This is a genomic window from Affinundibacterium macrobrachii (assembly GCF_014652415.1).
GTDB classification, from domain to species: Bacteria; Pseudomonadota; Gammaproteobacteria; order Burkholderiales; family Burkholderiaceae_D; genus Undibacterium; species Undibacterium macrobrachii.
Window position 1 is genome coordinate 817,450 of record NZ_BMYT01000001.1, and the last position, 24,470, is coordinate 841,919.

The 24,470-nt window shown below is 45.0% G+C and carries 19 protein-coding genes; 6 read left to right on the forward strand and 13 right to left on the reverse strand.

The window, feature by feature from the left end:
* Positions 1 to 51: 51 nt before the first annotated feature.
* Together hrcA and IE103_RS03720 are read right to left on the reverse strand one after the other, a co-directional pair.
* The gene (gene hrcA, locus IE103_RS03715; RefSeq protein WP_189344629.1) at positions 52 to 1,083 is read right to left on the reverse strand and encodes a heat-inducible transcriptional repressor HrcA; all 1,032 of its coding nucleotides are present in this window, start codon (positions 1,081 to 1,083) and stop codon (positions 52 to 54) included.
* A 58-nt stretch (positions 1,084 to 1,141) separates the two neighbouring features.
* Positions 1,142 to 1,843 (reverse strand): HAD family hydrolase, encoded by a 702-nt coding sequence (locus IE103_RS03720; protein ID WP_189344630.1) that lies wholly within the window; start codon positions 1,841 to 1,843, stop codon positions 1,142 to 1,144.
* Between the two features lie 216 nt (positions 1,844 to 2,059).
* On the opposite strand from IE103_RS03720, the gene IE103_RS03725 reads away from it, so the two are divergent.
* The 5 genes from IE103_RS03725 to IE103_RS03745 all read left to right on the forward strand — a co-directional run bounded on the left by IE103_RS03725 (position 2,060) and on the right by IE103_RS03745 (position 7,387).
* Complete coding sequence (locus IE103_RS03725) at positions 2,060 to 2,515, forward strand: GNAT family N-acetyltransferase (RefSeq protein ID WP_189344631.1); 456 nt, start codon at positions 2,060 to 2,062, stop codon at positions 2,513 to 2,515.
* A 212-nt stretch (positions 2,516 to 2,727) separates the two neighbouring features.
* A complete protein-coding gene (locus IE103_RS03730; RefSeq protein WP_189344632.1) occupies positions 2,728 to 3,621 on the forward strand; it encodes an NAD kinase in 894 nt (297 codons plus the stop codon).
* Positions 3,622 to 3,774: 153 nt separating this feature from the next.
* Positions 3,775 to 5,421, forward strand: coding sequence for a DNA repair protein RecN (recN, locus tag IE103_RS03735; protein WP_189344633.1), 1,647 nt, complete (start codon positions 3,775 to 3,777; stop codon positions 5,419 to 5,421).
* Positions 5,422 to 5,453: 32 nt separating this feature from the next.
* Positions 5,454 to 6,560: a ferrochelatase gene (gene hemH / locus IE103_RS03740; protein WP_189344634.1), complete on the forward strand. Its 1,107-nt coding sequence runs from the start codon at positions 5,454 to 5,456 to the stop codon at positions 6,558 to 6,560.
* Between the two features lie 5 nt (positions 6,561 to 6,565).
* Complete coding sequence (locus IE103_RS03745; protein ID WP_189344635.1) at positions 6,566 to 7,387, forward strand: symmetrical bis(5'-nucleosyl)-tetraphosphatase; 822 nt, start codon at positions 6,566 to 6,568, stop codon at positions 7,385 to 7,387.
* 39 nt (positions 7,388 to 7,426) lie between these two features.
* On the opposite strand, the gene IE103_RS03750 is transcribed toward IE103_RS03745, so the two are convergent.
* The 5 genes from IE103_RS03750 to IE103_RS03770 form a co-directional block, all read right to left on the reverse strand.
* On the reverse strand, positions 7,427 to 8,161 hold the full coding sequence (locus IE103_RS03750; protein WP_189344636.1) for a lysophospholipid acyltransferase family protein: 735 nt from the start codon (positions 8,159 to 8,161) through the stop codon (positions 7,427 to 7,429).
* An 85-nt stretch (positions 8,162 to 8,246) separates the two neighbouring features.
* Positions 8,247 to 9,530, reverse strand: a complete 1,284-nt coding sequence (locus tag IE103_RS03755; RefSeq protein WP_189344637.1) for a dihydroorotase — start codon at positions 9,528 to 9,530, stop codon at positions 8,247 to 8,249.
* Positions 9,531 to 9,600: 70 nt separating this feature from the next.
* Positions 9,601 to 10,566 carry an aspartate carbamoyltransferase catalytic subunit gene (locus IE103_RS03760; protein ID WP_189344638.1) on the reverse strand — a complete coding sequence of 322 codons (966 nt, stop codon included), beginning with the start codon at positions 10,564 to 10,566 and terminating at the stop codon, positions 9,601 to 9,603.
* Positions 10,567 to 10,580: 14 nt separating this feature from the next.
* A complete protein-coding gene (gene ruvX, locus IE103_RS03765; protein ID WP_189344639.1) occupies positions 10,581 to 10,988 on the reverse strand; it encodes a Holliday junction resolvase RuvX in 408 nt (135 codons plus the stop codon).
* Positions 10,988 to 11,587, reverse strand: a complete 600-nt coding sequence (locus tag IE103_RS03770) for a YqgE/AlgH family protein (RefSeq protein ID WP_189345089.1) — start codon at positions 11,585 to 11,587, stop codon at positions 10,988 to 10,990. The genes ruvX and IE103_RS03770 overlap by 1 nt, the downstream gene beginning before the upstream one ends.
* Positions 11,588 to 11,812: 225 nt before the next feature.
* On the opposite strand from IE103_RS03770, the gene IE103_RS03775 reads away from it, so the two are divergent.
* The gene (locus tag IE103_RS03775; RefSeq protein ID WP_189344640.1) at positions 11,813 to 13,282 is read left to right on the forward strand and encodes a cryptochrome/photolyase family protein; all 1,470 of its coding nucleotides are present in this window, start codon (positions 11,813 to 11,815) and stop codon (positions 13,280 to 13,282) included.
* An 86-nt stretch (positions 13,283 to 13,368) separates the two neighbouring features.
* Here the strand turns inward: IE103_RS03775 and IE103_RS03780 are convergent, their stop codons facing one another.
* The 6 genes from IE103_RS03780 to IE103_RS03805 form a co-directional block, all read right to left on the reverse strand.
* Positions 13,369 to 20,121, reverse strand: a complete 6,753-nt coding sequence (locus tag IE103_RS03780) for a hybrid sensor histidine kinase/response regulator (protein WP_189344641.1) — start codon at positions 20,119 to 20,121, stop codon at positions 13,369 to 13,371.
* 92 nt (positions 20,122 to 20,213) lie between these two features.
* Positions 20,214 to 22,586: a methyl-accepting chemotaxis protein gene (locus IE103_RS03785; RefSeq protein WP_229827049.1), complete on the reverse strand. Its 2,373-nt coding sequence runs from the start codon at positions 22,584 to 22,586 to the stop codon at positions 20,214 to 20,216.
* A gap of 81 nt (positions 22,587 to 22,667) precedes the next feature.
* Positions 22,668 to 23,261 (reverse strand): chemotaxis protein CheW, encoded by a 594-nt coding sequence (locus IE103_RS03790; protein ID WP_229827050.1) that lies wholly within the window; start codon positions 23,259 to 23,261, stop codon positions 22,668 to 22,670.
* Between the two features lie 12 nt (positions 23,262 to 23,273).
* Entirely contained in the window at positions 23,274 to 23,639 is a 366-nt protein-coding gene (locus IE103_RS03795) for a response regulator transcription factor (protein ID WP_186890092.1), read from the reverse strand.
* Positions 23,640 to 23,665: 26 nt separating this feature from the next.
* Positions 23,666 to 24,067, reverse strand: a complete 402-nt coding sequence (locus IE103_RS03800; protein ID WP_189344642.1) for a response regulator — start codon at positions 24,065 to 24,067, stop codon at positions 23,666 to 23,668.
* Between the two features lie 177 nt (positions 24,068 to 24,244).
* Positions 24,245 to 24,415, reverse strand: a complete 171-nt coding sequence (locus IE103_RS03805) for a rubredoxin (RefSeq protein WP_189344643.1) — start codon at positions 24,413 to 24,415, stop codon at positions 24,245 to 24,247.
* Positions 24,416 to 24,470: the final 55 nt, after the last annotated feature.

Sequence of the window (24,470 nt, forward strand, 5' to 3'; positions counted from 1 at the left end):
TACCTTACAGTAGCTGACCCAAATTAAATACACCAATTAGTCATTAGAAAATTAATGATTCAGCGCATTTGATAAAAGTTTAGCAGTAATATCAACAATTTGAATTACTCGCTCATATGCCATCCGCGTTGGGCCTATGACCCCGAGAGTACCAACGATTTTACCATTGACTTCATACGGCGCAGTAACGACGCTCATTTCTTCCATCGGCACCAACTGCGATTCGCCACCAATAAATATTCGAACACCAGACGCATTACTTGATACATCCAGCAACTGCATCAATCCACTCTTTTGCTCAAACAAATCAAAAAGACGTCGCAAAGAACTCATATTCGACGACAAATCACTAACATTGAGTAAATTACGCTCACCTGAGATCACCATATCTTCGGCATTTTCTGCCATTGCCTCACTGCCCGCTTGCAATGCAGCATGCATTAGACGATTCATATCGCCTTGTAACTCACGTAATTCGCGCTTAATGTTGACCCGCGCCTGATCAAAACTTTGCCCGCCAAAATTTTGATTTAAATAATTTGCCGCTTGTATCAATTGAGTTGGCGTATAGTCAACATCGGTCAGTAATAAACGATTATGCACTTCATCGTTGGGAGTAACCACCACCAACAAGATGCGTTTTTCTGATAATCGTAAAAATTCAACCTGCTTAAACACCGATTCTTGCCGTGCCGTCATCACGACGCCTGCAAACTGCGATAAGGATGAGAGCACTTGCGCCGCATTGGCAATCATTTTTTGTGGCGAACCAGCAATAATTGACGATGGCATACGCGCGCCCAATGCATTCTCCAAAACAGTTTCGTCGAGCTCTTGCACGGTCAGTAATTGATCAACAAAAATGCGATAACCACGTGGGGTTGGAATCCTACCCGATGAAGTATGCGGACTCGTGACAAATCCCATGTCTTCTAAATCAGACATGACATTGCGTATCGTTGCTGGAGACAATTCCAAGCCCGAAATTTTGGAAAGTTCACGTGAGCCTACTGGTTGGCCATCTGCGATGTACCGTTCCACTAAGGCTTTTAATAAGGTTTGAGCGCGATTATCTAGTTGCATAGTTTTATTTTAGGCTAGCGGCCTCACAAACGGATCATTTTTTGCAAACCTCCAACAATCAATACGCAATTAACTTGAGTTCTCGCAATAATTCTTGCATATCGCGCACGATCAAATCCGGTTTGATGTTCGCATGCTCGCTCTCTGCCAAATTAATGCCCTTTCGATTTACCCATGTCGCCAGCATACCAACTTGCTGTGCACCGACTACATCCAAGCGAAGATCATCACCCAGATACATCACTTCCGCTGGATTTAACTGTAATTTTTCTAGCATTGCCAAAAAAATCCGTGGATCTGGCTTGGCACAGCCAAATGTATGCGCTGCTAACGATACAGAGAAATGCGTATCTAAACCTATAGACTCAAGATCAGCAAATCCGTTAGAGATGGATCCTAAAATGAAGCGTTGTTTTAAAATTCCAAGAGCTGGCATCACATCCTCATAAAACGTAACGCGATTCCGCGCATCGGCAAACACCTGCATCGCCTGATCTGCCAACTCTGGATGTGCATCGAATTCAGCAAATACTTGCTTTAGCAGCGTATGTCGCAAAGCCCATAAATCGTAAGAAAAACGATGCTCGGTCTTTTGTAAAATTTGTCTTTTTTCTCTTAACGCTTCAATTGAATAACGTGTCGTCAAGGTTGGCAATTGCTCAGCGATCCAATCATGCAAGCTTGCCTCGGCTTGCTGAATTACCGGTGCGACTGGCCACAAGGTGTCGTCTAAGTCAAAAATAAGTGCCTTGATCGTCATTTAAATCGCCTAAAAGAAAACCGTAAGTTCATGCATCAAAACAAGCGAGTGTAACCGAAGCGCCGCTGCCTATGCGACTCAATGCAAGCTAGTTTGATTCAATCTGACTTGATATGATTTGAATTGATAAAAATGCTTCAATGCGATTGAAATCAGTTCACATACAATATCAATCCAAACTCACGACTCTTGCCCAATTTAACTCCCCCGCCATTTATGACTATTCTTATCCAACAAGCCAATGCCAACGATGTAGAACGAATTGCTCCTGTATTTGACGCTTATCGCGTGTTTTACCAGCAACAGAGTGACCTTGATCTCGCGCGTCGATTTCTATTCGAGCGACTGAAAAATCAGGAGTCCATACTATTCTTCGCAAACGATGCATCTGGACAAGCTTTAGGCTTTGTACAGCTTTACCCCAGCTACTCTTCAGTCTCGGCACAACGCCTTTGGATACTGAATGACTTATATGTCCACCAATCAGCTAGAAGACAAGGGATCGCCCGAAAATTAATGGATAGAGCGCGAGATTTTGCCATCAGTACCAAAGCCAAAGGTTTGTTCCTTGAAACAGCGCACGACAATTATCAAGGTCAAAGCCTCTACACCGCATTGGGCTATCAAAAAAACAGCGAGTATTATTATTTTCTCGACTTACGTACCTACTAGGATACGCCAGAGACAAAGAATGCTTGAACCAGCACCAAAAGTAACGCGACCGGCAATTTGGTAAGTTCCATCAAAAATAAAATAGAAGAACTCAAACCAAACAACAGAACATATACATTCACCAACAATTTCTGCAAAGTGACTGAGAATTGGCTAAGAAGTCGCTGAGAATAGTGTAATCTTAAGAATTATTTAAACTTTGTTCCTACTCTATGACAACGATATCTAAAACCATAGCTTTGATCGGTAAGTACAATGCGCTTGGTATGGGAGAATCGTTAAATGAGTTAGCAAACTCTCTTGCCGATGCTGGGCATGTGGTTGTTTTCGATACCGACTCAGCACAAAATCTCGCTTTAAATAATTTCCCGGCCTTATCAGTTGCCGATATCGGTCGAAGTGCTGATGTGGCGATCGTACTCGGTGGTGACGGAACCATGCTAGGAATTGCACGGCAATTAGCGCCATACGATGTTCCCTTAATTGGAATTAACCAAGGTCGTTTGGGGTTCATCACGGATATCCCACGTGATCAAATGATTTCTGTGGTTGCGCACATCTTAAGTGGCAAACACATTGCGGAAGAACGTCGTATGCTGGAAGCGATCGTAGTGAGAGACGGCGAGCAAATATTCAGCGGTGTCGCGTTCAATGACATCGTACTGTCGCGCGGTGCAGGCTCTGGCATGATTGAATTGCGGGTCGAAGTCGATCAGCATTTCATGTACAACCAACGCTCTGATGGCTTAATCGTATCAACCCCTACTGGTTCAACTGCTTATGCTTTATCTGCTGGTGGTCCACTGCTACATCCTAGTTTAGGTGGAATTGCAATGGTTCCGATTGCGCCACATGCACTCTCGAATCGCCCTATTGTCTTACCAGACACAAGCGTGATCAGTGTTGAAATCGTTGCTGGGCGCGATGCTAGTGTGAATTTCGATATGCAATCCTTTGCCAATCTTAATCACAAAGATAAGATCATCATCAAACGTTCGACACATCATATTACTTTCTGGCATCCAGAGGACTGGAACTACTACCACACCTTGCGCGAAAAACTGCACTGGAACGAATACCCTTCCGTCGAAGGCGCGCTGAATTAATTCAGCGTCGCAAAATCTTGTCCCGCAAAGAACTGTAAATAAATACAGTGTTTTATCACACCCAGTACCTAGCACTACGGTAAAATATACCCACAAGTTGATACACTCACTTTAAATAATTTCGCTTATTCACCAATACTTCGATTTGATCCTATGCTTCGTACGCTTGCTATTCGTGACTTTGTTATCGTTGATGCGATTGAACTTGAATTTTCTGCTGGCTTTACCGTCTTTACTGGCGAAACTGGTGCTGGCAAATCAATTTTGATTGATGCACTAGCACTCACTTTAGGTGGTCGAGGTGATGCTAGCATGGTCAGAGAAGGTGCGCAAAAAGCGGATATTTGTGCAGAATTCTCTTGCAATAGCGCTGCTCTCGATTGGTTGAAAGAACATGATTTTTCTGCTGACGATGAGCAGCTATTGATTCGTCGAGTGATTGACAATGCCGGTCGCTCAAAAGCCTACATCAACGGCATCAATGCAACTGCAGCACAACTGCGGGAACTTGGTGAATTGCTGGTTGATATTCACGGCCAACATGCGCATCAATCTCTATTAAAAACCGAAGCACAACGCCAACTTCTCGATATGCAAGGCGGTCTGCAATCGCTCACAAACGAAATTGCTCAGCGCTTCAAACATTGGCGCAGTTTGGCAAAGCAAAGAGAAGAATTTGAGCAAAATGCAAAAAATATTTTGCAGGAACGCCAGCGCCTAGAATGGCAAGTTGGAGAACTAGATAAGCTACAGCTCAAACAAGGCGAGTGGGAAGAAATCAACCAAGAACATAGTCGCTTAGCGCACGCCGCCAGTTTATTGGAAGGCGCGCAAGAAGCTGCCGACGTTCTCGCCGAATCCGATCACCCAATATTGTCGCAAGTTTCTTCCACCCTACAAAGACTCAATAAACTAGTCGAGTTTGATAGCAAACTAACGCCAATTGTTGAATCACTTGAATCCGCCAGAATTAATTTACAAGAATGTGCTTATGCACTAAACGACTATATTGGTCGAGTTGAACTTGATCCAGCGAGATTAAAGCAAGTAGAACATCGGGTTGAAACCCTACACAGCACTGCGCGCCGCTTCCATGTCGAACCTGAGGGGTTGATTGGCGAACTCGCCAGTTTGCAACAACAACTTCAACAATTGTCAGGCGCGTCCGATATCGCGTCCTTAAAAAAACAAGAAGAATTGGCCTACCAAGCCTACCTAAACGAAGCGCAAAAGCTGAGCAAAAAACGCCAAGCATTGGCGCAAGAATTAGGACAAGCGGTAAGCGCAGCGATGCAAGACTTGAGCATGGCAGGAGGACGCTTTGCGATTCAATTAGTCAGTTGCGAACCAAGCTCGACGGGATTAGAAACGATCGAATTTATGGTTGCCGGACACGCTGGCGTGCAGTTACGACCACTGGCCAAAGTCGCTTCAGGCGGTGAGCTAGCGCGCATCTCTTTAGCCATTTCGGTGATTACTTCCTGTGCCACGGCAACGCCAACGCTGATCTTTGATGAAGTCGATAGCGGCATAGGCGGCGCGGTTGCTGAAGTAGTAGGACGTTTATTGAAGCGACTTGGGCAAGATAGACAAGTGTTATGTGTAACGCATCTGCCGCAGGTTGCAAGCCAAGCTAATCAACATTTTGAAGTGAGTAAAACACAGGAAAATAATCAAACCTTTTCCCAAATTACGGCGCTTGATAATAAGCAAAGAGTCGAAGAAATCGCAAGAATGTTGGGCGGTGTGGAAATTACCGCGACTACCCGCAAACATGCACGCGAATTACTCGCTTCATAAAAATAACGCAGCTACAAGATAGAAAGTTCAGAATGGCATTTCTTAAAGAACCTGATTATTCTCACGGTAAATTAGTCAATACCGCAGTCGTGCTGATCAACCTCGGAACACCCGATGCACCAACACCGAGCGCAGTAAAGCGTTATCTCAAACAATTTTTATGGGATCAACGTGTGGTAGAGATCCCACGCGCAGTTTGGTGGATGATTTTGCATTTAATTATTCTGCCATTTCGCTCAAAAAAATCAGCAGAAAAATATGCGACGATTTGGACCAATGAAGGCTCGCCTTTATTAGTTCACACCCGCAAACAAGCCATGCTGTTGAAAGGCTATTTGGGTGAACGCGGACACGAAGTAAATGTGGTGCATGCAATGCGATACGGCTCCCCTTCGATTCCCGACGTTTTGAGTCAACTAAAAACCGAAGGCTATGATCGCATTTTAATCCTTCCTGCTTACCCGCAGTATTCAGCGACAACTACCGCATCAAATTTTGATGCGGTCACCCAGCATTATCAACAAACGCGCAATGTACCTGAGCTACGTTTTATCAAGCATTATCACGATCATCCAAGTTATATCCTCGCCTTAAAAAATAAAATCCTGCAATCATGGGAGCAAAATGGCAAGCCAGAAAAACTGGTCATGAGTTTTCACGGCTTGCCCAAAGCCTTTTTGATGCGCGGCGACCCTTACCATTGCGAATGCTATAAAACCGCACGTCTACTGGGAGAACAATTGGGGCTAAGCAAAGAAGATTATGTGGTCACTTTTCAATCACGCTTAGGTCGTGCTGAATGGCTACAGCCCTACACAGAGCCAATTGTACAAGCACTAGCAAAACAAGGTGTAAAACGTATCGATGTGGTGTGCCCGGGATTTTTGGCTGACTGCTTAGAAACTTTGGAAGAAATTGCGATGGAAGTGCGTCAAGCGTTTTTAACAGCGGGCGGACAAAGCTTTCATTACATTCCTTGCTTAAATGAGTCCCCAGATGGCTTGCGCGCTTTAGCAGAAATCACCGAGCAGCATTTGATAGGATGGCCAACCATGATGACAAACAGCATGAGAGAAGAAGAGAAACAACAAGCACTAATTAGCAAAGCAGAAGCGAAACGTCTCGGCGCTGCGCAATAGCTCTCATGCATAGCACGTTCGTCATTGGCGATGTCCAAGGTTGCTACGATCAATTAGTCGAATTGATTCGCCTAATCGATACGGTCGATCCTCAGGCACGTTTACTATTTGCGGGAGATCTTGTTAACCGCGGGCCAAAATCATTACAGACGCTACGATTGATCAAGAATTTAGGATCTCGCGCTGATAGTGTGCTGGGCAACCATGATTTACACTTGTTGGCACTTGCGAATCAAGTTCGTCCCTCACATCGTAGCGATACCTTAGACGAACTTCTTGCAGCAAATGATTGCAAGGAATTATTAGACTGGTTGCGCCATCGACCGCTCGCCATCGATGTTGATCAACACCTATTAGTGCACGCGGGCGTGTTCGTTAATTGGACAAAATCTCAGACCCTCGCATTGGCACATGAGGTCGAAACACAATTACGCGGCGAGCATTACCTTCACTTGCTAAGTAGTATGTACGGCAATACACCAAAGCTTTGGCACGACCAATTGCAAGGAGCAGATCGCCTGCGCTGCATCATCAATGGCTTAACCCGCATGCGCTTTTGTCACGCCGATGGCAGTATGGATTTTGATGTGAAAGAAGGGGCTGAAAAAGCACCGCAAAACCTGAGACCGTGGTTCGATCTTGCCCAGCGTGCCACAAAAGTTTGCACCGTCGTCTTTGGACATTGGTCGACACTCGGATTAATTCAGCGTGACGACTTAATTAGTCTCGATACTGGATGCGTATGGGGCGGACAATTAACGGCAGTCCGTTTAGAAGACCGACTTGTATTACAGGTGAAAAGTCCGCAACATCAATCACCATTCTGACTTCAATGCGCAACGGATTTGACTCAAAAACCAAGAATCTTACAACGATACGCCCAGAGCTTTCGCCACCAATTCTCGAGAAACTTGTGCGACTTCTCGACGATGTGCTCCCTCGGTGGGAATCATTGGCAGTTGTATCAATTCTGCTGTCATCACATCTGACTGCAAAATCAGTTTCATACTTTCTGCAAACGTCATTTCGCCAATAAAATCGGCAGCTGGATGCAGCTGCCCTTGTGCATCCACATAGCGTAAAGCGAACGGTAAAACAGGCACTTCTGCTTCGATCGCTGCTTCAAATAAATTGGCATGAAATGGCAATATGCCGCCTTGCGCGCCGGTTGTACCCTCGGGGAAAAATGCAATTCGTTTATTGTCGCGTAGTTGATGCACCAATCCCTCATAGATGCGTCGAACTTCTCTTTGTTTTCCACGCGCCAAAAAAATTGTACCCGCTTGCGCACTGAGCCAACCTGCAATCGGCCAAGCACGAATATCTGCCTTGGCAACAAAGTGACAAGCCTGCCACGAATTAATCACAAAAATATCCAGCCATGACACATGATTCGCAATAATCAAAGCATGATCGGGAATCTGGCCTCCACTTTGGTCAAGCAAACGCACTTTCACTTCGCACAAAGTAAGAAGTTGCAAAGACCAGCGCTTAACTAAAGCCTCGCGTTTAACTGCCGCAACAAATGGAAAAATCAAGGCACACGTTAATACGCCCACGAACACATGCAAAAGTACACGGATAAATCGCAATTTAGGCATGCATCACCAAACCAATGAAATAAGGAAAACCATCAACAAAAAATCCCGCAAGTCTTACAACTTGTGGGATTTTCTTGAAACACAATTAAAGAGAGTTGTACGCAATTCGGCCGTGCACAATCGTCGCTTTGACGACAGCGGGCAATTCATACCCTAAGAAAGGCGTATGTTTACCTTGACTAACCAGCGCGTCTGCACGTACCGCCCATCGCGCATTCGGGTCGAAAAGGCATAGATCAGCAGCCGCTCCCAATTTAATTTGGCCACCAGCCAAACCAACTAATGCCGCTGGATCATGTGTAATTTTTGCGATTGCCTGCTTTAAGCTAATCGCCCCGCGACTATCATCGGCCCATTTGACTGCCAATGACAATAACAATTCCAAACCAGTTGCGCCCGCAGAAGCTTCAGCAAATGGCAAAGCCTTTTCATCATCATCAACCGGGGTATGATCTGAACAAATAGCATCAATTGTGCCGTCTGCCAATCCTAACAAAATCGCATCACGATCGCGCTGACTCCGTAGCGGTGGCGTTAGACGCGCATTAGAATCAAAATAGCCGATATCGTTATCGGTCAAATGCACATGGTGAATACCAACATCACAAGTTAAGGCGAGTCCTTCTTTTTTCGCCTGACGAATCAGTTCTAAACCTGCCGCAGAAGAAATACGGCATAGATGTACTTTTGCGCCTGTCGCACGCATCAACTCAAACAAGGTATGCATGGCAATCGTTTCCGCCATCACGGGTACGCCAGACAAACCCAAACGCGATGCTAACGGACCACTGTGTGCCACGCCACCTTTACCGACAAAGGCATCTTGCGGGCGCAACCAAACGATATAGCCGAATGTTGCGGCATAAGATAAAGCGCGTTGCAGCACATTGGTATCGACGATTGGCTCTTCCGCTTGCGAAAAGCCCACACATCCAGCTGCGGTCAATGCTGCCATTTCAGTCAAATTTTGCCCTTGCAAGCCGACCGTCAAAGCGCCCAAAGGATACACATTCGCCTTGTGCTGCATCTTGGCTCTTTGCTTTAACATTTCAACCAAGCCAGCCTCGTCGAGTACCGGATCAGTATCTGGAGGACATACCAAACTTGTCACACCACCACGCATTGCTGCTTGCAACTCGGATTCCAAGGTTGCCTTGTATTCAAAGCCAGGTTCGCGCAAACGTGCGCTTAAATCAACCAAGCCAGGTATGACCACCAAACCATTCGCATCAATCGTTTGTGTCGCGACAAATGCTGCTGGCGCATCGCCAATTCCGACAACTTTTCCAGCATCGATGAACAGATCTTTCACTGCATCTAAGTCACTTGCAGGATCGATCACTCGGCCATTTTTAATATGAAGATTCATTTAGCTTCTTTCCGAAAATTCTCGTCTTATCTTGCTGTTCGTTTTTTCTTGATCTACTGGGAAGACTGACTTAAGTATTGCTGCCAGAAACAATACTCATCACCGCCATCCTCACCGCAATGCCGAAGGTCACTTGCGACAAAATAACGGCCTGCGGACCATCTGCTACTGCAGAATCAATTTCCACACCGCGATTCATCGGACCCGGATGCATCACAATCGCATCTGACTTCGCTAATGCCAAGCGTTCTGGCGTTAATCCATATTGCTTGAAGTACTCTTGAGTCGAGGGCAATAATGCGCCATTCATACGCTCATTTTGGAGTCGCAACATAATCACGACATCCACGCCCTTCAAGCCCTCATTCATATCAGTGAACACACGCACACCCATTTGTTCTAAGCCACCCGGCAACAAAGTGCGCGGACCAATTACACGCACTTCGGCAACACCCAAGGTCGTCAACGCATGGATATCAGAACGCGCCACTCGGCTATGCAAAACGTCACCGACGATTGCTACCGTCAAATTACTAAAATCTTTCTTGTAGTGACGAATCGTGTACATATCCAACAAACCTTGGGTTGGATGCTCATGACGACCATCACCGGCATTCACCACATGGACATGACGTTGTTTTGTATCGTTCAAATGTTGCGCGATCAAAAATGGCGCGCCCGATGTCGCGTGGCGAACCACAAACATATCGGCATGCATAGCGGCCAAATTATCTATCGTGTCGAGTAAGGATTCTCCTTTACTCGCGCTGGAGGCTGCGATATTGAGATTAATCACATCAGCAGACAATCGCTTCGCCGCAATTTCAAACGTTGTTCTGGTTCGCGTTGAATTTTCAAAAAACAAATTGAACACACTTTTACCGTGCATCAATGGTACTTTTTTAAGCTCGCGTTCACCAATACTGACAAAAGATGAAGCCGTATCCAAAATTTGAGTAATGATTTTTTTCGGCAAACCGTCGATACCCAACAAGTGTTGCAGTTCGCCGTTCTTATTTAACTGTGGATTTTTCATCTTTAGTCTTCAAGTTATGTTTGATCAAAATATTGTTGCAAAATGACGGCAGCCGCTTGATCATCGATTCGTTCACCCTGCTTAGCGTGCAACACGGCGGACGAATAACGTTCATCAACCAACACGACCTGAACACCGTAACGTCCGTGTAATTGATTAGCAAAACGTTGACAACGCGTCGTCATTTCATGTGCGGTGCCATCTTGGTGCATCGGTAAGCCAACTACACACAATACTGGCTGCCACTCATGAATTAAGCTCGCAATCGCCACGAATTTACCGTCATTACTCGGTGCTTGAATAATCGTTAAAGCTTGTGCTTGACGCATCAAGGTATTGCCAACCGCGACACCGATCCGCTTTAGGCCAAAATCGAAGGCTAAAATTGTTCCACTGACATTGGCGTTATCGACAGTCGCCATCAAGCATGCCCCGCTTCGGCAGCTAACATCAAAGGATCAAAGCCCAGCAACTTCATCGCAGCATCAAAACGTTCTTCCACTGGCGTATCAAACATCACGCTTAAATCCGCCGGTACGGTTAACCATCCATTGGCCAGAATTTCTTTTTCCAATTGACCAGCATCCCAACCAGCATAACCAATACTTAGCAAAAGTCGTTGCGGCGCCTCACCAGCGGCGAGCGATTCCAAGATATCGCGCGAAGTGGTAAATGAAATTTCATCACTCACTTTTAATGATGAAGAAAACTTACCAACGTTCGCATGCAAAACAAATCCCCGGTCACTTTGAACCGGTCCACCAAATAAAACGGGGCGTTGTCCCAATGGATGGGAGTTCGGAATAATTTCTAATTGCAGGTCAATACGATCAAACAGCTCGGCAATCGTCATATCAGTTGGACGATTAATCACCATCCCCATCGCACCGCGTGAATTGTGTTCGCACATGTAAATCACGGTGCCACCAAAAATGGGATCCGCCATACCAGGCATAGCGATCAAAAAATGGTTACTCAGATTCAGTGCTTGCTCATTCACGACTGCGTCAGACAGGTTCATCCTTCGTTGAATTGCTTTTTCTAAAGTATCAGAGAAATCATGTACGAGGAGTTCAATTTCCTCGTCATCAAATTCTTCTTTAGGGGAATTTATTTGTGTTCGCTTCTTCATCCCGATATTTTATCAGTTTTAGTGTGCTTTTATGATCTGTGCTATGGTCACGGGCTAGGCTAACAGTGACACTTCTCTTTCCTATAAAAAACAAATCATTGGTTATTTGAAAATATGACCTATACAAAAAGCTTATTCTGGTTTCGTCGAGACTTAAGGCATTTTGATAATGCCGCCTTATATCAGGCATTAAAACAGTCGAGATCTTGCTATTGCGTATTTATTTTTGATACAACAATATTGCAAGCTTTACCAAAACAAGATCGCCGTGTTCAATTTATTCACCAAAGCGTACAAGAGCTACGGGAAGAACTAAAAAAAATAGGCACACATCTGATCACCTTACATGGTGATCCAGCCCTTGAGATTCCGCGTCTAGCGGCAAAGTTAGGTGTCAATGCTGTTTTTGCTAATCGTGATTATGAACCAACTGCCATCGCGCGCGATCAGCAAGTTCGTCAGCAATTAAGTCAATTCCAGTGCGACTTCATCGACTACAAAGACCAAGTTATTTTTGAACAAGGTGAGGTTCTGAGTCAGGCTGGGAAACCGTTCTCGGTATTCACACCCTATAAAAATGCTTGGTTAAAAAAATTAGCCTCAGAAACCGAAGGCGGAGCTGACTTTTATTTTCAATCCTATCCTGTCGCAAAATACGTCGACAACTTTGCAGAATATGTGGAGTCCCCCTTTCCCAGCTTAGCTGAATTAGGGTTTGAGGAACTCGATCAAGATGCATTGAAATTACAAGGTGGTATGTGCGCAGGTGCGACATTGCTTGATGACTTCCTGACTCGTATCGATCGCTATAGTCATGCGCGGGACTTTCCAGCGATTAAAGGTCCATCATATTTATCGGTACATTTACGCTTCGGTACAGTTTCAATCCGATATTTAGTAAGCCAAGCAATGCGGCACATTCGAACGGCGAGCGGCAACGACGGTGCCAGCGTTTGGCTATCAGAACTGATTTGGCGCGACTTCTATTTTATGATTTTGTATCACAATCCACGCGTAGTCGGAAATTCATACAAGCCAGAATACGATGCGATTCAATGGGAAAGCGGAAGCGAAGCGAAGCGCTTATTTGAAGCGTGGTGTGAAGGTAAAACGGGTTATCCCTTAGTCGATGCCGCAATGCTACAGCTAAATCAAACTGGCTACATGCATAATCGCTTGCGTATGGTCGTGGCCAGTTTTTTAGTCAAAGATCTTGGCATCGACTGGCGTTGGGGAGAAGCTTATTTTGCTTTGCATTTAAACGATTTCGACTTATCTGCAAACAATGGCGGTTGGCAATGGGCGGCATCCACTGGTTGTGACGCTCAACCTTATTTTCGGATCTTTAATCCGATCACACAATCGGAAAAATTCGACGCAGAGGGTAAATTCATACGTCGCTATTTGCCGCAACTCGCTAAACTCAATGCAAAACAAATTCATGCACCTTGGAATACTAGTCCTATCGAATTGCGTGCTGCAAATATCCAGTTAGGCGTCGATTATCCGCAACCAATCGTCGCACACGATGTTGCCCGCCTGCGAACATTAGAGCGATACAGCGTCGTGAAAAAAGTAAGTTAAACAAACCATAAAAAAACGCCTCGAAATTTTCGAGGCGTTTTTCTAAGTATCAAACTAAAACGTAATTTGACTTATTGCATCTGCTATCAGCTGACTAACTCCGTTTGCTTATTCACAAATCCACTAATCGCTGCCAACAAATCATCTTCGCGATAAGGTTTACCAAAGTACTCATTAACACCCAATTCAGCCGCATAGTTGCGATGTTTATCTGCGGTACGTGAAGTAATCATGATAATTGGAATATGATGAGTTCTTGAATCGCTGCGTACGTTGCGCGTCAAATCGAAACCATCCATACGTGGCATTTCAATATCAACCAACATCACATCTGGCGTGATTGATTGCAACTGTTCGAGCGCATCAATACCGTCTTTCGCCAACACGACCTGATAACCTTCACGCACCAACAAACGTTGCGTGACACGACGCACGGTCAAAGAATCGTCCACCACCATCACGATATGATGGGTACGCAAACCTTGCACTGGTTCGACGTTCGCTGGTGTTGCCTGCGTCTCCACCATTTCCGCCACGGCACCCATCTCTGGATTAGCGCTGTCAATGTGGGCGTCTGGTAATTTAGCACGTTCATGTTCGATCTTCTGCGCCAATGGAACTGGATTTAGAATCAACACGATATTGCCCGAACCAAGCACCGTCGCACCAGCAATACCAATCATACGCGCCAATTGCGGCCCAACGTTCTTCACCACCACCTCGCGGTTACCAATAATTTGATCAACGTGAATTGCAACACGTTCATTGTCGCTCTTCATAATCAAAATCGGTGTGTACTGTTGGGTGTCTGGCGTCGCATCACGTTCGCCCAACATACTTGGTAAGTAGTGTAAAGGCACGCGATTACCCTGCCACACAATCGCACCATCGTTGTAAGCACTTGCAAGTGCAGCGGACTTCAATTGCTGAACCTGTTCAACCAACACTGACGGCACCGCAAATGTTTTTCCACCTGCATTCAAAATAACTACTTGCGTGACCGCCAACGTCAATGGCAAGTGAATCGTGAAATGTGCTCCCTGCCCCTCGACAGTGCTGACCGAAACACGTCCACCCAAGGAGGCCGCTTCAGAACGCACAACGTCCATACCAACGCCACGTCCAGCTAATTCAGTGACTTCACTTGCAGTCGAGAAGCCAGGCTCGAAAATCAGATTGACGACATCCGATTCATTGACATAATTTTCGTCTGTCAACAGACCAACATTTTTCGCTTTCTCACGAATTCGATTGATATTCAAACCTTGACCATCGTCGGTGAAGTGAATAACAACCTCGTTACCTTCCTGACGAATTTCAATCAATAATTCACCAACTTCACTCTTACCACGTGCGATACGGTCTTGACGTGCTTCGATACCATGCACAATCGCATTACGTAACATGTGCTCGAATGGCGCAACCATTTTTTCCAAAACGCTACGGTCAATTTCAACAGAAGTACCGCGAATATCCAAATTGACACGTTTATCCATTTCCTTCGCGGTCTGACGCGCAATTCGGTACAAGCGTTCTGACACACTGGAGAATGGAATCATGCGGACGCGCATCAAATCTTGCTGTAACTCACGCGTTAATCGCGCTTGTGCATTCAAATCGATCGTTGCGCCTTCGATCGTACGATTTAATGCCGTTTGCACGGTAGCAACGTCGCTAACGCTCTCAGCCATCATCCGCGTTAATTCTTGCAAACGTGTAAAGCGGTCAAATTCCAAAGGATCGAATTCACGATCGCCTGAGAATGCCATACGTGAAGTAATCTGCGTCTCAGCTTGAATCTCTACTTCACGCAATTGATCACGCAAACGACTGACGTTTTCGGTCAACTCGGATAGAGACGCTTTTAGAGTATCAACTTCGTTTTCCAATTTAGAACGTGAGATAGAAACTTCACCGGCCTGATTCACCAAGCGATCCAAAATATCGGCACGTACACGTACCAAGGGAACTGGAGCGTTGCTCGCCGCGCCAACAGCCGTCGGCGTTTGCGGCATTGCTTGTCGTAAAGCGCGAGATACAATCGCTGGTTTTGTCGTTGCAACAGCCTCGACAGCTGGAGATTGAGCGATTGGCGCTTGCGCGTCGATCACTTGATCTACTGCTGGCTCAACTTCAGGCGATGTTTGATCCAATACTTGCGTCGGCACGCTAGTATCTTCATTAGATACTGCTACTACGGGCTCAGAATCTTGTGCTGAAGCACTTGGTTCTGCAAGTTCAAATTGATTTAATTCCTCGGTTGCTGACAAATTATGCAAGTCAGCTTCAGGCATCACCTGTATTGCCAAATCAGGATTTTGCAATCGCTCAAATAAGTGCATCGCATAATCGTGACGAGACAACAAATCTTCCAACAATGGTTGACGAATCGTGCTACCGGTGTGCATCAAGTTTTCGATGCGCGTTTCCATGTCATGCGTATGCTGACCCAGTTGCATCGCGCCAGCCATCCGCGCACTACCTTTTACCGTATGCATCAAACGCAAAATGGATTGAGGAATTGCATCATCATCCGGACTTTGCTGCCATGAACGCAATAACTGACCGATCATCGGCAACAGATCATTACCTTCTTCCAAGAACACTGGAAGTAAATCGTGATCAATCTCATCGCTAATTTTCAGCTCAATCTCTGAACTGGCACGATCTATCACAGCTTCTTGTTCTACATAAGCTGGAACTACTGTCGGCGTGATCAGCACAGGCTCGTCAGTGTTGTCTTCAGCAAGGAACTCTTCAGAAACAGGTGCAAGCTCAGGCACTTCTGCCGCAGTCACAGATGCTTGTTCCATTAAGGCTGGCTCTGCTTGAACTTCTGCCTCTACTTTTGCTTCAAGCTCTGCTTCAGCTTTTACATCATTTTCTAGCTGAACAGCATGTTCTTCCAATACTGGCAAACTGTCTTCTTGCACTGAAACAGCTATAGTGGATGGCTCTTCATCTATAAGCTCAATAGCCGAAATACTGAGTTCTTCAATATTTTCTACTGGCTCTGATGATAGTAACTCTGCTGCTGAATCAATCTCATCCGTTTCTATTGCAAGCAATAGCACATCTTGCTCAATTGCGTCTTGAATTAAGGATGTTTGCTCCGAATTTTGCTCGGAATTTTGCTCTGCGATTTGTTCTGAAACTGTTTCCGATACTTGTTCCAATTCAGACTGAGAATCGAGTAAAACCGGATCAAGGCGCTCATTTGTCGATGTAATGAACTCGCCATCATCACCAACTTTTGATCGCGCAATCACTTGTTCTAACAAGTGTGCTAATTGTAGGTTTTCTTGTGGAGCACGCTCTGCCATTTCCGACAAGGCAAACTTCTGCAGCATCCCTTTTACGCAATCGACAGCATGATCCAACAAATCAAATTCATTTGGCTCTAAATTGACAGGATGGCGCTCCAATCGTTGCAAGACATTCTCTAAACTATGCGCCAACTCTTGCACGGCGAACAAGCCAACCGTCGCAGAACTACCAGCTAATGAATGGGCAGCGTGAACAGCATGGCGAGAAACTGGGCGTGTTGGCTCATGGCGCCACTCTGCAAAATCTTGCGCAAGGAAACGCACAATCTCGTCGGTCTCTGCCATATAAATCGTATGTAATGGCAGACTAATTTCAATTTCACCAATTCGCTTCGTGTTATCAGCTTCGTTGGCGATTGGCATCGAGAAGTCAGGGAATTCAATAATCTGCGCCGTCTGTTGACGTGCAATATTGGGTTCAACTTCCGAAGTGGATTCTGGCTCGGAAGACGCTTGCAGATGCTCTTCAAGCTCAATCTCGCCATCAGTCACTTGCAGTGAATCTGATTCCCTCATTCCCACTTCAGGCGCCAAGTCTGGATTTATTTTTTGCTCAAAGTACTCAATTGGTGGCTCATTCAAATCTTGAGTTTCGTCCTGAGTATTGTCTTGAGCGTCGACTTGAATTTCGTCTTGAGATTCATCTACGTTCGCCAAAGAAATTGACTCAAGCTCTTGCGCTCCAGCTTGCTCGAGATTGCTAATTGGCTCAAGCAGGTCTGAAGTATCATCTGCCAAATCTAGCTTAGACTGTTCTTCAAATTCAAGAATATCATTCGACAAATCCAATGCCGGTAACATGACTTCAGAGGCAGGTTCAAGCGCATCTAGCTCTTCAGAGACATCTGTGAGCAATTCTGATTCTGGTATGTGAAGTTCCGGTATCTGGAGCTCTGCTTCTTCATCTGCAGGCAATTCCAATGCAACCGCATTGATTACTTCCTCGGTCACCTCACCCGATGCAAATTCCTCTTGCGAAGCAGAATCAATCGCAGGTGCAACAGCATCAATACTGAAATCCAAACCTTCTTTGACGCGCAGGGCCGCCGCAATAATTAAGTCGGAATTTCGATTCGAGCTACCTTTAGTTTTCAGCTCCTCAACCCAAGCATCCATTTGTTCTGTCGCGTACTCAAGCAGCTGATACAAGGCTTCTGTACCCGCACGCGATTCGGACAGCCACAAATTCATGACTTGTTCTATGTTCCAAGCGCCTTCACCGAACACCATCAAACCAACCATGCGTCCACTACCTTTTAAGGTATGGAAAGAGCGGCGTAGACGAATTAAGTACTCTTGGTTGCTGGTATCGTGTCTTGAAAGTGGAATGTTCTCACGAACTGCTCCAAGCACTTCATCGGCTTCCATCAAGAAGATTTCCAATAGCTCCGCATCAATTTCGGCTTCTGTTTCTGGAAGTTCTTGACTCAACTCGATAGCAGGAGCACTTTCTACATGAGTAGTCGCAGCGACGATTTCATCGAGCGCAGCTGCTTGACTTAAGTCCGCTTGAGCTAGTAGATCAATCGCGGTCTTTGCGCGCGCACTCGCCTCACTGTCATCTAACAAGGCTGCATACGAGCGCTCATGATCAAGTGAATCTTTTAATTTTGCTTGCAAATCAGAATCTTCTGGCGCTTCAACTAAGGAGGCTAATAAACGTTCAGATTCCTTTTGTTGCTGAATCAAATCTTGTTCTGCAGTTGCTTGCATCGCCTGAGGATTCGCTTCCAGCTCAATCGATGGCAATAGCTCTTTTTCTGGCGCTTTTTCTAATAGCTTCGATTGAAATGAGCCCGTTGCGGAATCAAAAACAAAGCGTTTCTTCGCCAATTCAGGCTGATTCTGCAAAGTCTCAATGAAGAATGATAAAGCACCGACATTTTGTGCAACCTTTTGGTGTAACGCATCTAAATCGGTAGGCGCTAAGTCACTATTACCATTCGCAAAAGAGTTCACTAAACCACGGGTATGATTAACCGCAGCTAATGCATCATCCTGATCCAAGATGGCTAAAGCTCCTCCTAATTGCGCCAAAATACCATCAACGGGAGCCAAAATCGCCGTATTGGAAACATCTCGAAAATGCTCATCTAATGCTTTTTCTGCTTGCTTCAAACTAGACTGCATTTCATTGACCAACACGCCCATGGTTTGACGCTGTTGCACCTCGCGAGAAATTTCGCCTATCCAAGTCACTTGGGCGTCTGGAATCTCACCGCTAACGACGGACAATAAGCGACCAGAAATTTCATCTGCACGCGCAGAAAAATTCGCTGGCAAGTGCGTAATTTGCTCTAAAGAGTTTTCCAAGAACAGTAAGCATGTGGCCAATTCCAAACCCATACGCTCTTTGTCTTGCGCGCGCACGGCATGGCTAGCGATACCATTTAATTCTTTTAATAGCTTAGTTAATGGTGGCGTTTGCAGGTTGACACCGAGATCCGCCAACTCCTTCATTTTTTGAAAGAACTTTTCGGATAAAGACATATCTCCATTTGAGATACGTCCCCACAAATTTTTGATATTGGCTAAAAGTTCCTTTGCACTTCCCAATACCTCGGGAGAGATTAAGCCATACCGTTTTTGGTCGTAATCCGTTGGTACATGGTGATCCAACTGATACGCTTTACGAATTTGAGTCACGAAAGCAGAAGGCTCACGAACTTGCGCAATAAAAAATAAAGCGTCTCGTAGCAATCGCTCAGGAATGCTACTATTACCTTCGACCAAACGACGAATCTGTAGATTAATCCGCCCCCAAATTTGCTTGATATGACGCTCATCTTTGGCATCAATCGATGCGGTAGATTCAGCAAAAGCGCGCATCACCAACCAAAATGCTTTTGATTGCGAAGTTGTTTGCGCTTGTTCAATCTCACGAATCAACAAACTCATTTGATTCGATGCTTCCAACTTTGCTTCGGGATTTTTGCTGGTTAACACCGTCAGCAGCAACTTCTCAAAACGCAAACGAATTGCACCGTAAGTGATTTCCGATACCTTGCCTGAAAGTGTCATCTCAGGAATTTTTTCCTGAACTGACAAAGAAGGAAAGAACAAATCTGCGGGATGGATGCGCTCAGCACCCTTTAATTCCAGCAAGGCGCGATACTCTGGAAACAAACGTACTGGCTGCTGAGGATTTCCAGCCAACAAATCTTCGAGATATCTAAGCACTGCATAAAATGCTTCGGTCATGTATTGAACAGCGGTGTCAGATACTTCTAACTTGCCGGCTTGCATACGTTCAATTAGCTCTTCAACTGTCTCTGTGACAATTGAAACACCCTCAACTTCAACAATTTGCAAAGCGCCATGCGCCTGATGTAAATAGCTTTTCGCCTGCAATAAAGCGGTCGATTGCGCATCAGCCTCCTGATTAAGCGCACCACTCAACAACTTACCTGCACTGGAAAGTGCTTCCCTTAATTCCGTCATGACCCAAGACAAGGGAGCAATATCAAATTGCTCTTGTCCTGAATCCAACGTTTTAGAAGAACCTGATGTCATTCTTAAACCCCGCGAACTCTTTGAGCGGAAGACAAAGTCTTCCGCGTTACGTGCATAATCAAGCTAACAACTGAGTAGCTTGCTGTCGAAAATTAAGCGGTCACTCGGAATCGTGATACTGAGTTTTTCAATTCTTCCGCTAACTTAGACAAGTCTTTAATGGAGAGAGAGGTTTGTTGGGTACCGTTCTGTGTTTTTTCGGTAATCGTCAAAATGTGTTGAATATTTTGCGCAACGCCGTTCGCGGATGTTGCCTGCTGTTCTGTGGAAAGTGAAATACCTTGAATCAGTTCCGCCAAGCGGTTTGAAACGCTACGGATCTCAGACAAAGCGGTACCCGCCGCGTCTGACAATTTAGCTCCTTCAACCACACCCTGTGTTGATTTTTCCATCGCGGCAACCGCGTCATGAGTATCTGTTTGAATCGTACGAACCAACGCACCAATTTGTTTGGTCGCTTCCGCTGAACGTTCCGCGAGACGCTGAACCTCTTCCGCAACAACCGAGAAGCCTCGACCAGCTTCACCCGCAGATGCCGCCTGAATCGCCGCGTTCAACGCCAAAACGTTGGTCTGTTCAGTAATATCGGAAATCAATTCTGTGATCTCACCAATCTCTTGTGAAGATTCACCGAGACGCTTAATACGTTTAGAAGTTTCTTGAATTTGCTCACGAATCTCGTTCATGCCCTTGATCGTGTTTTCCACCGCTAACGCACCTTGCTCAGCAGCAGCAACTGATTGACGCGCAACCTCTGCGGATTCATTCGCAGAGCGAGAAACTTCGGTAATATCGTTTGCCATAGTGGTAATCGCTTTACCTGCATCAACGATCTCGCGAGCTTGTTGATGAGAAGCTTCCAACAATTCATCTGAAATATTTTGCGCTTGAGAAGAAGCGGTTGTAACTTGTACCGCAGTTGTCGTAACACGACCTACCAGACCACGCAACTCTTCCACCGTGTAATTAACGGAGTCAGCAATCGCACCAGTAATATCTTCTGAAACCGTTGCTTGAACTGTCAAGTCACCATCCGCCACTTCTTGCAATTCATTCATTAAGCGCAAAATCGCAGCCTGATTTTGTTCATTAACAGCGTTCGCTTGTTCCTCTTGTTTCTGCGCCAATTGCATTTGCGCATCGGCCTCGAGACGACGTTGATTCGCCTCTTTCGCACGATTACGACTATCTTGCAACAACACAACTGCAATACCCGCTGCAGATACCAGCGCAACCGCTGCAGATAGCATCAAGAACCAGAAAGATAAGTTCGTTGAGTCTTGTTGTGCAGTGTAGGTTTTTTCCAATGTTGAAATTTTTTGTTTGAGATCTTCGTTCTCATTAAAAATTAACTGTTCAGAATTTTTCGCCGCAATAAACTCGTTATTTTTTGTCAAAATACTATCAACACTCTTTTTATAATCCACGAAAACTTTTTGCAACTCAACCAGCAATGAGCGAATAGCAGGGTCTTTCACGGCTGCCAATTTATTAATTTCACTCCCATTCAAGAAACCTTCAACCAATTCATAGAAAGTATTCGCATCTTTACCCAACAAGAAAGCCTTCTCTGGATTAATACCTTCAGGAGTCATAAATTCACTTGCGCTTCGAGCCAAACGCTGCGTCAACATAACTAACTGACCAGACGCGAAAATCGCCTGCGGAGATGCGCCGCCCTGCACTTCTTTGGTAGAAATATCACTAGTCAGGCTTTCCAAAGTCGGTGATAACAAGTTCATGTTTTCAAGATCTTCACGGAAACTCGCCAACTCTTTTTTCGTTTTGGTAATTGTTGTCGCGGCTTTATTAGAGTTTGCCCAAGCCGTTTTAGTAGCTTTCAAAATCGGTTCAACCGAAGAACTTGGCTTCGACACTGAACGCCCTTTGTATTCACCACCATTGAGCAAAATATCCAAGTTTGCATTAATCGTCTTTTGGCTCTCATCCAACTGAGAGAACGCGGCTGGTTTACCGTAAATCGCATTTGGCGCAGCTTTACCAATACGCTGGGAGTGCATCAAAATCTCACCAGAAATCTGTGCTTGAGTAGAAATTAAGGCAGATTGACTTGCGTTTAAATAAACGAACAATGCACTTAAACCCAAAGAAATCGCCATCGCACCAAGTAAATAACGAACTTGCTTTTGTAGTGGCAAATGTCCAATTAATGGCAAGCGAATATCGCGACCTGTCTCTAGCGCGTCGCCAATAATTGTCGCATCTACGCGATTGATCGTGCTATCAAAGTTTGGCTCTTTTTCAAAATTTAAGTTTGGCTTTGCTTCAGGCTCAGCAAAATCTTGTTCTGCGACCATGCGAACATTGTGGGCTTCTTCTATCGTTTCAATTGGCACAATCTCATTCTCATTCGATGCAACCGGTGTTTCTGAAGGCTTATTCGCAAAGTCTAGATCTTGGACTTCTTGATCCTCAGTCGAATGTGGTTGGTTATTCAATGCCATTACAAAATCTCCTAAACGATTGAAAAGCTAGGCTTTTTCTAAATTACTATTCCGTCAAATGCGTATTTGATACTTAAATACTTATAATCCGATTTGCAAAAACTCTTGATCTTGAACTAAAGACGAGAGGCTTAATTGCGACCAAATCTGACCATCTGAATCTAAAAAACGATTGATAATCCAAGTTTTTTTTTGCTGATCTGGCGTATTCATCGCTTGCTCATCAATCAGATCCATCTCATCCGCGTTACGCAGACCCAGAACTTTAGAAACCAACAGTCCACTATTGAAGGACAAAGAATTGGAAAAAGCCAGGATACGACACGACGAATCCACTGATGTAGGTTCACTTCCCTCAAAAAGCGAATAATCGATCACGCTCGTCAAACTGCCTCGCACATTCGAGAGACCGAGATACCAAGACTTAGTAAGCGGAACTTTCGTCAAATTACCAGCAGAAACAATTTCACCTGCCTCGCGTAAGTCAATCAAATACTTGTTCTTACCAATTTGTACACCTAGTTGATTTGCACGTATGTGAGCGCCTGATTTTGCAGCCTGCATTCGCTCCATCAACTGCGATTGGAAATCTCGCAATCGAGCGCGCCGAGTTACTGACGGCGACACCGCAGTCTCAGTACTCGTTATCGGTTTTTCGCTTGTGTTCTCTGTCATAAAATGACTCACTTAACCAAGCGCAGCAATTTTTGCAAGTAACTCTTGAGGATCAATTGGTTTCACCAGGTAATCTCTGGCGCCTTGACGCAAACCCCAAATCCGATCAGTTTCCTGATTTTTGCTAGTACAGATAATCACAGGAACATCTTGCGTGTCTGGATCACGAGAAATCGCGCGTGTAATTTGGAAACCATTCTGACCAGGCATTACGACGTCCATCAGGATTAATTGCGGCTTATCTGCTTTTATTTTCGCGAGCGCATCTTCGCCATTTTCAGCAGTGGAGACCGAGAAGCCATTTTTCACCAAGATATCAGTCAAAAAATAACGCTCAGTTGGAGAGTCATCAACGATCAGAATTTTCTGTATTGCCATATTCAACCTCAAAAAGTTTTTTGAATTTAACTAGAAATAGTCTCAGTGGTGTACTTTCGCACCGTCTTTAACAGACTATCTTTTGTAAAGGGTTTTGTGAGATATTCCTCAGAACCAACCATCGCACCACGAGCACGATCAAACAAACCATCTTTTGACGACAGCATGATGACAGGTGTGTCTCGAAACTTAGCGCTCTTCTTAATCAAAGCACAAGTTTGATATCCATCCAAACGTGGCATCAAAATGTCGCAAAAAATAAGATGTGGATGGGTATCATTAATCTTAGCAAGGGCATCAAAGCCATCTTCCGCTAACACCACTTTATAACCAACCTGACCCAAAAAGATCTCAGCAGATCGACGGATAGTACTACTATCATCAATCACCATAATTCTTAAATTTTCATTGCTAATGGATGTTGACATGCGACAATCTCAAAGTGGAAAAAATTTTACTATTCAGCACTTTATCAAAGTTTATCAAGCTTGCACCAACTTTTACGCGTTTCTTCACGACGAAACAACAAAGAAGCCTAGCGAGAGAATGAAAGGTAAGTAAATAGAGGGTTTTCCCTAGCCATTAGATGCAAACTTTAGCGTTTTTTATACCGGAACCATATCAAAGTCATCTTTTCTTGCACCACATTCAGGACAAGTCCAGTTCAATGGCACATCTTCCCACTTTGTCCCTGGCGCTATTCCATCCTCAGGCATACCCGCTGCCTCGTCATAAATCCAGCCACAGATAAGACACATCATTGTTTTATATTCCACGAGACAAATTCCTTTTTAATAACGACTTTCAGTTGGTGTTGGAGTAACATCAGCA

Coding starts and splice junctions, on each gene's coding strand:
- hrcA (WP_189344629.1), bottom strand. CDS start 1,083: ATGCAACTAGATAATCGCGCTCAAACCTTATTAAAAGCCTTAGTGGAA.
- IE103_RS03720 (WP_189344630.1), bottom strand. CDS start 1,843: ATGACGATCAAGGCACTTATTTTTGACTTAGACGACACCTTGTGGCCA.
- IE103_RS03725 (WP_189344631.1), top strand. CDS start 2,060: ATGACTATTCTTATCCAACAAGCCAATGCCAACGATGTAGAACGAATT.
- IE103_RS03730 (WP_189344632.1), top strand. CDS start 2,728: ATGACAACGATATCTAAAACCATAGCTTTGATCGGTAAGTACAATGCG.
- recN (WP_189344633.1), top strand. CDS start 3,775: ATGCTTCGTACGCTTGCTATTCGTGACTTTGTTATCGTTGATGCGATT.
- hemH (WP_189344634.1), top strand. CDS start 5,454: ATGGCATTTCTTAAAGAACCTGATTATTCTCACGGTAAATTAGTCAAT.
- IE103_RS03745 (WP_189344635.1), top strand. CDS start 6,566: ATGCATAGCACGTTCGTCATTGGCGATGTCCAAGGTTGCTACGATCAA.
- IE103_RS03750 (WP_189344636.1), bottom strand. CDS start 8,161: ATGCCTAAATTGCGATTTATCCGTGTACTTTTGCATGTGTTCGTGGGC.
- IE103_RS03755 (WP_189344637.1), bottom strand. CDS start 9,530: ATGAATCTTCATATTAAAAATGGCCGAGTGATCGATCCTGCAAGTGAC.
- IE103_RS03760 (WP_189344638.1), bottom strand. CDS start 10,566: ATGAAAAATCCACAGTTAAATAAGAACGGCGAACTGCAACACTTGTTG.
- ruvX (WP_189344639.1), bottom strand. CDS start 10,988: ATGGCGACTGTCGATAACGCCAATGTCAGTGGAACAATTTTAGCCTTC.
- IE103_RS03770 (WP_189345089.1), bottom strand. CDS start 11,587: ATGAACCTGTCTGACGCAGTCGTGAATGAGCAAGCACTGAATCTGAGT.
- IE103_RS03775 (WP_189344640.1), top strand. CDS start 11,813: ATGACCTATACAAAAAGCTTATTCTGGTTTCGTCGAGACTTAAGGCAT.
- IE103_RS03780 (WP_189344641.1), bottom strand. CDS start 20,121: ATGACATCAGGTTCTTCTAAAACGTTGGATTCAGGACAAGAGCAATTT.
- IE103_RS03785 (WP_229827049.1), bottom strand. CDS start 22,586: ATGGCATTGAATAACCAACCACATTCGACTGAGGATCAAGAAGTCCAA.
- IE103_RS03790 (WP_229827050.1), bottom strand. CDS start 23,261: ATGACAGAGAACACAAGCGAAAAACCGATAACGAGTACTGAGACTGCG.
- IE103_RS03795 (WP_186890092.1), bottom strand. CDS start 23,639: ATGGCAATACAGAAAATTCTGATCGTTGATGACTCTCCAACTGAGCGT.
- IE103_RS03800 (WP_189344642.1), bottom strand. CDS start 24,067: ATGTCAACATCCATTAGCAATGAAAATTTAAGAATTATGGTGATTGAT.